This is a genomic window from Pusillimonas sp. SM2304 (assembly GCF_031628915.1).
Lineage (GTDB): Bacteria > Pseudomonadota > Gammaproteobacteria > Burkholderiales > Burkholderiaceae_B > Pusillimonas_C.
In genome coordinates, this window is the sequence record NZ_JAVLUJ010000002.1 from 707464 (window position 1) to 719428 (window position 11965).

Sequence of the window (11965 nt, forward strand, 5' to 3'; positions counted from 1 at the left end):
CTAGCAATATGGCAACAAGCAAGATGCGTGTACAGGACTTTCTGGCAAAGCTTCCTTTGTTCAACGAACTGTCGGAGCACGAGCTCGACATCCTGGCCAAGGGGACGACGGAAGTACAGGCCGCGCGCGGCGATATCGTCTTTCATCGCGGCGAACCCTGCGTGGGCTTTCACACCGTGGTGTATGGCCAGATCAAGCTGATGTTTGTGTCGCCCACGGGCGTCGAGAAAGTGGTGCGGCTGATCGGGCCGGGCGACAGCTTCGGCGAAGCCCTGATGTTTCTGGACAAGGCATATATTGTGTCGGCGCAGGCCCTGGCCGATACCATGCTCCTGCATGTGGCCAAATCGGTGCTGTACGCCGAACTCGCCCGCCAGCCGGATTTCGCGCGGAAGATGCTGGCAGGCCTGAGCCAGCGCCTGCACAGCCTGATGGGCGACGTCGAGGCTTACTCCTTGCGATCGGGCACGCAGCGTGTGATCGGCTATCTGCTGAAAGACGGGCACGGCGAAGATGGCCGGCCGTTCCGGCTGGAGACCAGCAAAACCGTCATTGCGTCGCGCCTCAACCTGACGCCGGAGCATTTTTCACGCATTCTGCACGACTTGGCCGCCCAGGAATTGATTCACGTCAAGGGGCGTGAAATCACGATTCTGGACATGAACGGGCTCAGCACCTACCAGGATTGATTCATTGCCAGGGGGCCGGCGCGGCGGCCGCCAGTGCCTTGGCGATGTCTTTCCGGGCCGTCCGGAACAGCCTCAGCGCCTGCGCAATATTCCAGCCCAGCCAGACGGCCGACACGGCCAGGGCCAGGCCCGCCGCGTGGGCGAAGGCCAGCGGGCGCAGGCTGGCCGCGGCCAGCAGCAGCAAGGCCGCCAAATGCGGCCAGAATTGCCGGGCGGCCATGCGGTCGGGAATAATCTGCTTGACTTTGGGCACCACCCGCAAGGCCACGGTCAGGTCTTTCTGCAGGTGGTACCACAACAGGAAGGGAATGATCTTGTACAGCATGCCGTTGATGGCCGACCAGGCGAAGCCCACCAGGAACAGCACGCCCAGCGTGACCGAGTAATCGCCCCAGCCGGCCATCTGCAGCAGCCATACGGGTCCACAGGCTGCCAGGCTGACCATGGCGGTACGCCAGAATAGCGTTGTGGCATCGGCTTCGGGCCGCTTGCGCGTCAGGAGCAGTTGAAAGGTCGTGGCGGCAAACAGGGTATAGGCCGCCAGCAGCAGCACGGCAATGGCGCGCGCTGTTTCCCACTGTATGGGGCTGCCGGCCAGCAGGTTCACGGTATGGGCTGTCAGCAGCACGAAAATGGCCGGCGTCAGCCAGCGCGTGATGGGCTTGGGATACAGCTCGGTCACCTGGAAGATGGGCATCACCTGGTACGCCATGCCGATCAGCAGCAAGCCTACCCAGCCCAGCAGTCCCCAGGCGCCATGCAGATCGGTGATGTGCCTGGAAAAGGGCAGCCATTGCGCCCACCCGGCCGCCAGCAGCGTCCCCAGCATGACCGTGGCCGCCAGGGCAATCATCGCAAAGCGGGTGGCGGTCAGGATGTCGGCGGCCCCCTTGGCCGCCAGCTTGCGGTAGCGCCACAAGCCGCCCGTGGCGGCCAGGACCAGCCACAGCAGCGCGCCGCCCAGCAGTCCTATCGCCAACTGGAACAGCCAGGCAGGCCCGGCGATGAATCCCCCGGCCAATGCCAGCGTGCCGGCGCTGAGCAGCGCCTGGACAGCGGCGGCGGTCATGCGCGGCGCCAGGACCTGGATGCCGGTTGCCACGGGCAGGATTTGCATCAAGGCGCCCGCCATGGCGCTGGCCAGCACGCCCAGCGTAAACAGATGGGTGATGGCCAGCGTGGGCGGCGCCCAGCGCGACACCAGCGCTGCGGGACCGGTCCAGAGCAGCAGCAGGGCGGCCAGCAGGACAAATACCGGCGCGCTGAGCAGCAGCCGCAGGGGCACATCGATAGGAGGGGATCGATTGAACGACAGGGCGCGTTGCATCAGGGCTTATGCCAAATCAGGATTTCGTAGCGGTAATCAGGCCGGACGGTGGCCTGGTACCGGAAGCCGTTCAGGTCCAGGATGCCATAGAGCGGATGGGGCTCCCGATCGATGAGCATGCGCAGGCGATGGCCTGGCGCCAGCACGGCCAGTGCGTCCAGCACGCGCTCCAGCGGCTCGGGCGGCGCCAGGCCGCACACGTCAAGCAAGATATCCCGATCAGCGTTGTCCATTGTCGTCACCATACATGAGGCGTGCGCCGGCCGAGGCAGAAACCTTGTTGCGCACCATGGCAATACTACATTTACCTAACCGACATAAAGTTGATATTTATTAAGGAATGTCTGGTCTGATGCCTGCATAGTGATGACTGCGTTTTAGCGCAATCATTTTTCAGCAAGGATGAACATCGTGTTGCAGACCGTTTTAGACCGACTCAAATTAAAGGGCAAGTCGCTGTTGCCTATCGTGCAAGGTGGCATGGGCGTGGGTGTGTCCGCCCATCGCTTGGCCGGAACGGTCGCGTCCTATGGCGCCATGGGCACGATATCGAGCGTGGACTTGCGCCGCCACCATCCCGACCTGATGCTGCAGACCGGCAAGTCGCGCAACAAGGCGTTGATCGACTCGGCCAACCTGGTGGCGCTGGATCGCGAAATCCACGCGGCCCGAAAGCTGTCGGCGGGCAATGGGCTGATCGCCGTGAACATCATGCGGGCCGTGTCGGAATACGCTTCTTATGTGCGCCAGTCCTGCGAAAGCGGGGCCGATGCCGTCGTGGTGGGCGCAGGCCTGCCGCTGGATCTGCCCGAGCTGACGGAAGGGTTCAAGACAGCCATTATCCCGATTCTGTCCGATGTGCGCGGTATTGGCCTGATCTTGAAGAAATGGATGCGCAAGAACCGCCTGCCCGACGCCATTGTGATCGAGAACCCGCGTTTTGCGGCCGGCCACCTGGGCGCGCCTACGGCCGAAGCGCTGAACAACCCGAATTTCGCTTTTTCCAAGGTGCTGGAAGGCACCTTGCAGCTGTTCAAGGATATGGGCCTGGAAAAGGAAAAAATCCCGTTGATTACAGCGGGCGGCATCCATAGCCACGAGCAGGTGGTCAGGCTGATGGGCATGGGCGCCAATGCCGTGCAGTTGGGTTCGGCCTTTGCCGTCACGGAAGAGGGCGATGCGCATCCCAATTTCAAGAAAGTGCTGGTGGAAGCCAAGCCGGAAGACATCGTCACGTTCATGAGCGTGGCGGGCTTGCCGGCGCGGGCGGTACGTACCCCCTGGCTGGCCAACTACCTGGAAAAAGAAGAGAAGCTGCAGCGCATTGCCAAGAAACGCCCTTGCACAGTCGGCTTCGATTGCCTGGCTTCTTGCGGCTTGCGCGACGGCATCAGCAAGCACGGCCAGTTCTGCATCGATACCCAACTGGCGTTCGCGCTGGCGGGCGACATCCGGCGCGGGCTGTTTTTCCGGGGCTCCGAAAAGCTGCCTTTCGGCAACGCCATTCGTCCGGTGCGCGAGCTGATCGAACTGCTGCTGGCCGGGATACGGCCCGCCATGGATGCCGTACGCGCGCCCACGGTGCGTGCCGCCGACGAGGCCCTGGTGATCGCCTAGATTCCATTTTTCTTTTCTGGATGTCATGACACACGCAACTTCCGATTTGCAAGCTGCGGCGGGGCGTGCTGCGCCCGCCGTCGAACTGGTTTGCCCCGCCGGCAGCCTGCCGGCCCTGAAGTCAGCCGTCGACCACGGCGCCGATTGCGTCTACCTGGGTTTTCGCGATGCCACCAATGCGCGTAACTTCGCGGGCCTGAATTTCGACGAGGCGGCGATCAACGAGGGCATACGCTATGCGCATCAGCATGGCCGCAAGGTGTTCCTGGCATTGAACACCTACTCGCAGCCTGCCGGCTGGCAGGCCTGGCGCGCAGCCGTGGACCGCGCGGCGGGCTCGGGGGTGGACGCCATGATTGTGGCCGATCCGGGGCTGATGCTTTACGCCAGCCAGCGTTATCCGCAACTGCGTTTGCATCTGTCGGTGCAGGGTTCGGCAACCAACTATGAAGCCATCAACTTCTATCGCAAGCATTTCGGCGTGGTGCGCGCCGTCTTGCCGCGTGTGCTGTCCCTGGCCCAGGTGGAACAAGTCACGGAAAACACGCCGGTCGAGATCGAGGTGTTCGGCTTTGGCAGCCTGTGCGTGATGGTGGAAGGGCGTTGCGCCCTGTCATCGTACGTGACGGGGGAATCGCCCAATACGCATGGGGTATGTTCACCGGCCAAATCGGTGCGCTGGCAGCAGACCGGCCAAGGCCTGGAGTCGCGCCTGAACGGGGTGCTGATCGACCGCTACGCCGATGGCGAGAATGCGGGCTATCCCACTTTGTGCAAAGGCCGCTTCGATGTGGCCGATGAAAACTACTACGCGCTGGAAGAACCCACCAGCCTGAATACGCTGGAGCTTTTGCCCAAGCTGATGCAGATGGGCGTGCGCGCCATCAAGATCGAGGGCCGCCAGCGCAGCCCGGCCTATGTGGCGCAGGTCACGCGCGTGTGGCGCGATGCCATCGATCAGTGCCGGGCCAGCCAGCAGCGCTATTCCGTCAAGCCGGCGTGGATGGCGGCGCTGAACAAGGTGGCGGAAGGGCAGCAGCATACATTGGGCGCGTATCACCGCCCGTGGAAATGAGTCGATGGATGCCCGGAACCAGGCCTTGTCCTGGCCGGGATAGCCGGAAGGAAGAAATGTGAAGATCGCTTTGGGTCCTGTGCAGTATTACTGGTCGCGTGTGGCCATGATGCAGTTTTATGAGTCGATGACCGAGGCGCCTGCCGACATCGTGTACTTGGGTGAAACAGTCTGCTCGCGCCGGCATGAATTGCGCTTGCCCGACTGGCTCGAGATAGCAAAGATGCTGGCCGATGCGGGCAAGGAAGTCGTGCTGTCCACGCAGGTATTGCTGGAGTCGGGCCAGGATCTGACGACCATGCGCAAGATTGCGGCCAACGAGGATTTCATGATCGAGGCCAATGACATGGGCGCGGTGCATTGCCTGGATGGCAGGCCTTTTGTGGCGGGCCCTTACCTGAATGTATACAGCGGGCCCACCCTGGAGCTGCTTTCCGGCCTGGGCGCGCAGCGTTGGGTGATGCCGCTGGAGATGGGGCGTGAAGGGCTGGCGCGCCTGCAGGCCGACCGGCCGCAGGGCTTGCGGACCGAGGTCTTTTCCTATGGGCGCATGCCGCTGGCTTTTTCGGCGCGCTGCTTCACGGCGCGCCACCGCAATATTCCCAAAGACAACTGCCAGTATGTGTGCATGGATCATCCCGATGGCCTATTGCTGGAGACGCGTGAAAGCCAGCCATTTCTGGTGCTGAACGGCATCCAGACGCAGTCCGCGCTGGTGTACAACCTGATCAACGAACTGGACGCCATGCGCGAACTGCAGGTGGATGTCTTGCGCATCAGCCCGCAGTCGCAGCACACGGGCGAGATTGTTCAATTGTTCCGCCAGGTGCTGGATGGGCAACTGGGCGCCGCCGATGCCTTCGGAAGCATGCTGCCGCTGATGCCGGCCGGGCCCTGTAACGGCTATTGGCACGGACGCCCGGGCCTGGAACAGATGGTGGCGTAAAGGATAACGGGCTTATGTATGCAGGCGAGCGGTTCAACAGCATCACCCATCTGGTGGGCGCGGCACTGGCCGTGGCCGGCGCGATTCTGCTGGTGGTGATCGCCGCGCGTCTGGGCGACCCTTGGAAAATCGTCAGCTTCAGTGTGTATGGCGTCATGTTGCTGGGCCTGTATCTGGCCTCGACGCTTTATCACAGCCTGCGCGGGCGCGCCAAGCGCATCTGGTGCAAGTTTGATCACTGCGCCATCTATTTGCTGATCGCGGGCAGCTACACGCCCTTCGCGCTGGTCAGCCTGCGCGGCGGCTGGGGCTGGTCCTTGTTCGGTATTGTCTGGGGCCTGGCGCTATTGGGCATCGTTCAGGAAATCTGGCTGGCCAAGGGTCGCCGCATCCTGTCATTGCTGATTTACGTGGCCATGGGCTGGCTGGCGGTGATTGCCGCCGTCCCCTTGATCGATGCGCTGAGCTGGGAAGGTTTCCGCTGGCTGCTTGCAGGCGGCCTGGTTTACACCGCGGGCATTGTTTTCTATGCCACAGACGAAAAGTGGCGTTACGGGCATGGCGTCTGGCATTTGTTTGTCATGGGCGGCAGCGCTTGCCACTATTTCACGGTCGTCACCTATGTGGCCTGATCTATAAACAAAACAAGGAACTCATTGTGAACCCAGGAAGTACTTCCTTTCCCGCCTCGCTGGGCAGGCTGCTGGCGCGCCTGCCCGCCTATCCCGGTTCGGTCCTGTTCGCCAGCGGGCTGAATCTGGCGCTCGCGCAGCATCTGCCTGCCGATACCCTGCATATGCTGGAGAACAGGGTCTTGCGCATTCAGGCGCGCGACGCGGGCGTGGCTTTCGACTTCGTCTGGCGCAAGGGAAAGTTCACCGGTGTGGCGCCGGGCAGCGACATCGCATTGACGATCGCCGCCAATCTGCTCGACTTTTATTTGCTGATCCAGCGCAAGGAAGATCCGGACACGCTGTTTTTCAGCCGCCGGCTGACGATGGAAGGCGATACGGAACTGGGGCTGCTGGTGAAGAATACGCTGGATGCGCTGGATATGGCCCTGTTCTCGCCTGATCAACTGGCGCCCGTCAAAGTGTTCGGGCGCCTGTCGACGCTCAGGAAATCGCGCGTCAACCGCGCCGCAGGGTAAAGGCGGGAAACAGGCTCGACACGCGCTCGACCAGCGCGGCGCTGGGGTAGCCTTGCTCCATCGACGCATTCAGGGCCGCATCGCTGCAGCCCTGTTCGCGAAAGACTTGCAGGGCATAGCTTTTTACCTGCAGATCGGCCAGCGTCTGCGCCAATTGGATGATGTCCGCTTCCGGCAGCAAAGCAGGATGCAGGGTCGTACGGCATTCGTAATCGACCCCGCTGGCCAGTATCGCCTGCAAGCCGGCCAGGGCCGGGCCGCCGCTGCCCGCCACTTTGGTGACGCGCGCGTAATTGCCGAACAAGGTTTTGACATCGAAGCCCACCCAGTCCAGCATGGGCAAGACGCTTTTCAGGCGCTCCGGGTGCGTGCCGCCGCTGTGCAGCCCTATCTTGAAGCCCAGGGCGCGCACTGCGCCGATGGCGCTGGCCAAGCCAGGGTCCATGGTGGGCTCGCCGCCGCTGAACACTACGGCATCGACCAGGCCGCGCCTTCTTTCCAGCAGGGCCAGCACCTCGTCCCAGGGAATCGGGCTATGCGGCGTGCGCGCCTGAAGATGCGGGTTGTGGCAGTAGCCGCAGCGCCAGGGGCAGCCCTGTACAAAAATGACCGTGGACAGCTGCCCGGGGTAGTCGGTGGCGGTGAACGGCGTGATGCCGCCCACCTTCAGGCGGCGGGGCCGCCCGCCGATAGCTTGCACCACATCCTGCGGCATGGGCGTGTCAGGCGGCAAGCCGGGCTCCTTGCTCGCTGAAATACTTGCGCTCGTGGAATTCGCCTTTTTTGCCGATGTTGAACGACGACATCGGGCGGTGGTAACCCATGACGCGCGTCCAGATTTCGCAAGGCTGGCGTTCCTCGTCGGTCAGGGTGATGGCGGTTTGCGTGGTGGCTGTGTTGGGTGTGCTCATGAGTGTGCTCCTTGTTGAGGGTAGAAAACAGAAATGAATGCGCGAGCCGGCATCAGGCCGCTGCGCGCTGCTTGCGTGCGACGATTTCCTCGTCGCACTTGGGACAAAACTTGTGGCTGCCCCCCAGATATCCGTGCACCGGGCAGATGGAAAAAGTGGGGGTGACGGTGATGTAGGGCAGATGAAAGCGGCCCAGGGCGCGCTGCACCAGCGTGCGGCACGCCTGCGCGCTGGACAGCGGCTCGGTCATGTACAAGTGCAGGACGGTGCCGCCGGTGTATTTGCGCTGCAGGTCGTCCTGCCGCTCCAGCGCCTCGAACGGGTCGTCGGTAAAGCCCACCGGCAGTTGCGACGAGTTGGTGTAATAGGGCATGTCCGGCGTGCCGGCCTGCAGGATGTTGGGGTAGCGCTTGCGGTCTTCCTTGGCGAAACGATACGTGGTGCCTTCGGCCGGCGTCGCTTCCAGGTTGTACATATGGCCGGTTTCTTCCTGGAATGCCAGCATGCGGGCCCGAACGTGATCCAGCAGGCGAATGGCCAGCGCGTGGCCTTCGGCAGTAGTGATGTCATGCTTGCCGCGGGTGAAGTTGCGCAGCATTTCGTTGATCCCGTTCACACCCAATGTCGAAAAGTGATTGCGCAGCGTGCCCAGGTAGCGCCGGGTGTAGGGGAACAGGCCGTTATCCATCAGGCGCTGGATGACCTCGCGCTTCAGTTCAAGGCTGGTCTTGCCCAGTTCCAGCAGTTCGTCCAGGCGCTTGAACAGCGCGGTTTCGTCGCCCGCATGCAGGTAGCCCAGCCGGGCGCAGTTGATCGTCACCACGCCCAGCGACCCGGTCTGCTCGGCGGACCCGAACAGGCCGTTGCCGCGCTTGAGCAGCTCGCGCAGATCCAGCTGCAGCCGGCAGCACATGGACCGGATCATGTTGGGCTTGAGTTCGGAATTGATGAAGTTCTGGAAGTACGGCAGGCCATAGCGGGCCGTCATCTCGAACAGCAGTTCGGCATTGGGACTGTGCCAGTCGAAATCCTCGGTGATGTTGTAGGTCGGGATGGGAAAGGTGAACACGCGCCCTTTTGCATCGCCCGCCATCATGATCTCGATGTAGGCGCGGTTGATCATGTCCATCTCGGCCTGCAGGTCGCCGTAGCGAAAGGGCATTTCCTGGCCGCCGATCAGCGGCACCTGTTCGCGCAGATCCTCTGGGCAGACCCAGTCGAAGGTCAGGTTAGTGAACGGCGTTTGCGTGCCCCAGCGCGAGGGGACGTTCAGGTTGTAGATCAGCTCCTGGATGTACTGCTTGACCTCGGTATAGCTCAGGGCGTCCTTGCGGACGAAGGGCGCCATATAGGTGTCGAAAGAGCTGAAGGCTTGCGCACCGGCCCATTCGTTTTGCAGGGTGCCCAGGAAGTTCACGATCTGGCCCACGGCGCTGGACATGTGCTTGGGCGCGCAGGACTCCACTTTGCCCGGAATGCCGTTCAGGCCTTCGTTCAGCAGGGTCCGCAGCGACCAGCCGGCGCAATAGCCCGACAGCATGTCCAGGTCATGAAGGTGAAGGTCGGCGTCGCGATGCGCTTTGCCGACCGCTTCCGGATACACTTCGTCTAGCCAATAATTGGCAATGACTTTGCCCGAGACGTTCAGTATCAGGCCGCCCAGCGAGTAGCCCTGATTGGCATTGGCGTTGACGCGCCAGTCCACTTGATCAAGGTATTCGTTAATCGAAGAGGCGACGTCGATGTGTGCCATGAAAACTCCGTATCACTATATGTTGTGGTGAAACGAAGATTATTGACTATATGTAGTAGGGTCAAGCAAATGCCGGGAATAATTGGCATTAGCTTGATATAGGCTAAGAATGGACAAAGAAAAGCGCCCTGTCCGTTGCCAGGAACAGGGCGCGCAGGAAGCAGGCGGGGATTTTTCAGGCCACGATCTGGAAATCGATGACGATTTCTCCGGGCAGGCGGGCGACGTATTCAATCTGGATCTGGTCGCCGAAGTGCCCCTGCAATTGCTGCAGTAAAGGCAGGGGGTCGTGATCATTGCAAAAACGCATGGTTTCGCCGGGCTGCAGGGCCGATAGCGCGCCGAAGATGGCGGCATGCCGGAACCGCTTGGCGACACCGCGCGCATCGAATGGGTAAACGGCGTCGGAAAACTGCGGGATGGAAGAAGCACTAGACACGATCATATCCTTGTAAGAGTAAAAAAATCGTGGCTTGATTATAGGGAGCGCCGGTCTGATTTCCGGTCAGAACCACATTGCGAATAAGGTTGAAATCATTGGCTTTCCAGCGGTTTTTGGGTCATGGCGATGAGCGCGCCGATGACCAGGACTGCGGCGGACGCGGCCAGCCCCATGGACAGCGAACCCGTCAGGTCGCTGAGCCAACCGGCTGCAACGGGGCCGATGGTTTGTCCCAGTGCAAACAGGCTGGTCGCTACGGCCAGGGCGCTGCCCCAGGCCGGCCTGGGCAGATTGGTTTTGACAAACGCGGTGGCGGCCGAAGGCACCATGAATACGCTGGACCCGACCAGCGCGGCCGATAGCCATAGCCCGGCTAGGGTGGGAAAGGCCAAGGGCAGCGCCGCGCCGACGGCCAGCACCGTCATGGACGCCGCCATGGGCCAGCCGTTGCGCCGGCCATTGAAGACGGGCCGCCAGATCAGGGGCGCCAGCAACGTCATCACGCCCAGCAGACTCCACATGATGGATGTCGTGGCGGCGACCGATATGGCCGGCGCGAGCGCCTTGCGCAGCCAGGCGACGATGAAGGTCATGTAGGCGATGTAGCCCAGTCCGAACAGGAAATAGGCAGTGAACTCGGGTAGGCAGGGACGCCAGGGCCACGGCGCGCGCATGCCTGGGGTCGAGGGCTCGGCAATGCCGCGCATGGCGGCGATCGCTGCCCAGGACAAGGGAGCGCAGATGGCGGCGCAGGCGATCCAGGCCCAGGTCCAGGCTGCAGGCCCGGCGGCATCGAACAGCCAGGGCAAGAGCGCGCCGGTCGCCAGCATGCCTACGCCCCCGCCGCTGAAGAAGATGACGATGGCATGCGTGCCCACCACGCCCGACAGGACGCCGCCGCAGATGAATGCGCCGGCCGCGCCGAAGCCGGCCAGGAAGCGGAACAGGGTGATCAGATGAAAGTGGTGGGTCATGCCGCTGGCCAGCAAGGCCGCCGTGGTCAGCGCAAGGCCCGCCACAAAGAGCCGGCGGTTGCCCCATCGCGATACGCACAATAGCGTCAGCAGGGCGCCCAGCAGATATCCCAGCGCATTGGCCGTGTTCAGCCAGCCCGCCTGGGCGTAGTTCAGGCCCAGGTCGGTTTGCATGGCGGGCAGAATCAATGCATAGCCAAACCGCGCGAAGCCCACCGACACGGCGGCTCCGCCCGAAAGTGCCCAGGATATCAGCGCCGGTTTCATGTGCTGCCGCCTTGTCTCGTCGTTTTTGTATCCGGCCGATCATAACAGGGGCGGCTGCACCCGAAGGCGTCCGCCGGACGGGGATGCGGCTGCGGTTCGCTGCGCCGTCCCGGCTTTGCCGCGCGAACATCTGTTACAGCGCTGCCCGATTTGATAAGTGAATGTTGCAGCGGAAAGGCGTGACGCCACAGAGCCGCAGGCCATCCGCAGTTACATTTATTCGTACTTGCCATGGACGCGCCGCAGCGTAACGCGTTAGGGTAAAGGTGATTTTTCAAGGAGGTAATCATGAATAAAGATACTCTAGAAGGCCAATGGAAACAGCTCGCAGGTAAAGCCAAGATTGCGTGGGGCGATCTGACCGATGATGATCTGGCCAAAGTCGAAGGCAGCGCAGAGCGCCTGACCGGCCTGGTTCAGGAAAAATATGGCCGCACCCGCGAAGAGGCGGAACGCGAAGTCAAGGAATTCTTCGACAACAACCGCTAGCCGGCCTGGCCGCATAGAAGACATGCAGTGCACGAAGAATAGAAATAGATAAGGGGAAAACCATGCTTTATTACGCCGTTGTCTTTTTTGTGATTGCCATCATTGCCGCGGTACTCGGGTTCGGCGGTATCGCCGCCGGCGCGGCATCGATTGCGCAAATACTGTTTTTCATTTTTATCGTCCTCGCCGTCCTGGCGCTGCTTAACGGCTTGTTCCGGCGACGATGAAGTAAAGGCCAGTGCTGCCTGATTGACATCAGGTGTTGGGCCCGCCCGCCTTCTTGGCAGGCGGGCCTTTTTTTTGCGGCGGCTTCCCATGCAAGATC

General features: G+C 61.9%; 15 protein-coding genes. 8 read left to right on the forward strand and 7 right to left on the reverse strand.

Features of this window, described 5'->3' with window-relative positions; translation table 11 throughout:
• Window positions 1-8 precede the first annotated feature (8 nt).
• On the forward strand, window positions 9-689 hold the full coding sequence (locus tag RE432_RS12325) for a Crp/Fnr family transcriptional regulator (protein ID WP_310933702.1): 681 nt from the start codon (window positions 9-11) through the stop codon (window positions 687-689).
• A 1-nt stretch (window position 690) separates the two neighbouring features.
• On the opposite strand, the gene RE432_RS12330 is transcribed toward RE432_RS12325, so the two are convergent.
• The gene (locus RE432_RS12330) at window positions 691-2016 is read right to left on the reverse strand and encodes a hypothetical protein (RefSeq protein ID WP_310933703.1); all 1326 of its coding nucleotides are present in this window, start codon (window positions 2014-2016) and stop codon (window positions 691-693) included.
• Complete coding sequence (locus RE432_RS12335) at window positions 2016-2249, reverse strand: DUF2249 domain-containing protein (protein WP_310933704.1); 234 nt, start codon at window positions 2247-2249, stop codon at window positions 2016-2018. The genes RE432_RS12330 and RE432_RS12335 overlap by 1 nt, the downstream gene beginning before the upstream one ends.
• A gap of 169 nt (window positions 2250-2418) precedes the next feature.
• Between RE432_RS12335 and RE432_RS12340 the strand changes: the two genes are divergently transcribed.
• From RE432_RS12340 to RE432_RS12360, 5 genes are read left to right on the forward strand one after another with little or no spacing between them, the layout of a single operon-like run.
• Window positions 2419-3633 (forward strand): nitronate monooxygenase family protein, encoded by a 1215-nt coding sequence (locus RE432_RS12340; RefSeq protein ID WP_310933705.1) that lies wholly within the window; start codon window positions 2419-2421, stop codon window positions 3631-3633.
• Between the two features lie 25 nt (window positions 3634-3658).
• The gene (locus RE432_RS12345) at window positions 3659-4708 is read left to right on the forward strand and encodes a peptidase U32 family protein (RefSeq protein WP_310933706.1); all 1050 of its coding nucleotides are present in this window, start codon (window positions 3659-3661) and stop codon (window positions 4706-4708) included.
• A 58-nt stretch (window positions 4709-4766) separates the two neighbouring features.
• Complete coding sequence (locus tag RE432_RS12350; RefSeq protein ID WP_310933707.1) at window positions 4767-5654, forward strand: U32 family peptidase; 888 nt, start codon at window positions 4767-4769, stop codon at window positions 5652-5654.
• Between the two features lie 14 nt (window positions 5655-5668).
• On the forward strand, window positions 5669-6286 hold the full coding sequence (gene trhA, locus RE432_RS12355; RefSeq protein ID WP_310933708.1) for a PAQR family membrane homeostasis protein TrhA: 618 nt from the start codon (window positions 5669-5671) through the stop codon (window positions 6284-6286).
• Window positions 6287-6312: 26 nt separating this feature from the next.
• Window positions 6313-6804: an SCP2 sterol-binding domain-containing protein gene (locus RE432_RS12360; RefSeq protein WP_310933709.1), complete on the forward strand. Its 492-nt coding sequence runs from the start codon at window positions 6313-6315 to the stop codon at window positions 6802-6804.
• Here RE432_RS12360 and RE432_RS12365 read toward each other — a convergent pair.
• The 5 genes from RE432_RS12365 to RE432_RS12385 all read right to left on the reverse strand — a co-directional run bounded on the left by RE432_RS12365 (window position 6785) and on the right by RE432_RS12385 (window position 11151).
• Window positions 6785-7519: an anaerobic ribonucleoside-triphosphate reductase activating protein gene (locus RE432_RS12365; RefSeq protein WP_310934218.1), complete on the reverse strand. Its 735-nt coding sequence runs from the start codon at window positions 7517-7519 to the stop codon at window positions 6785-6787. The genes RE432_RS12360 and RE432_RS12365 overlap by 20 nt on opposite strands.
• A gap of 7 nt (window positions 7520-7526) precedes the next feature.
• Entirely contained in the window at window positions 7527-7715 is a 189-nt protein-coding gene (gene nrdD, locus RE432_RS12370) for an anaerobic ribonucleoside-triphosphate reductase (RefSeq protein ID WP_310933710.1), read from the reverse strand.
• A 52-nt stretch (window positions 7716-7767) separates the two neighbouring features.
• On the reverse strand, window positions 7768-9468 hold the full coding sequence (locus RE432_RS12375; RefSeq protein ID WP_310933711.1) for a ribonucleoside triphosphate reductase: 1701 nt from the start codon (window positions 9466-9468) through the stop codon (window positions 7768-7770).
• Between the two features lie 175 nt (window positions 9469-9643).
• Window positions 9644-9913 (reverse strand): DUF2249 domain-containing protein, encoded by a 270-nt coding sequence (locus RE432_RS12380; protein ID WP_409079852.1) that lies wholly within the window; start codon window positions 9911-9913, stop codon window positions 9644-9646.
• Between the two features lie 89 nt (window positions 9914-10002).
• Window positions 10003-11151, reverse strand: a complete 1149-nt coding sequence (locus RE432_RS12385; protein WP_310933713.1) for a YbfB/YjiJ family MFS transporter — start codon at window positions 11149-11151, stop codon at window positions 10003-10005.
• A gap of 288 nt (window positions 11152-11439) precedes the next feature.
• Here RE432_RS12385 and RE432_RS12390 point away from each other — a divergent pair, with 288 nt between their 5' ends.
• Window positions 11440-11640 carry a CsbD family protein gene (locus tag RE432_RS12390; RefSeq protein WP_310933714.1) on the forward strand — a complete coding sequence of 67 codons (201 nt, stop codon included), beginning with the start codon at window positions 11440-11442 and terminating at the stop codon, window positions 11638-11640.
• A 62-nt stretch (window positions 11641-11702) separates the two neighbouring features.
• Window positions 11703-11867, forward strand: coding sequence for a DUF1328 domain-containing protein (locus RE432_RS12395; RefSeq protein WP_264132051.1), 165 nt, complete (start codon window positions 11703-11705; stop codon window positions 11865-11867).
• Window positions 11868-11965: the final 98 nt, after the last annotated feature.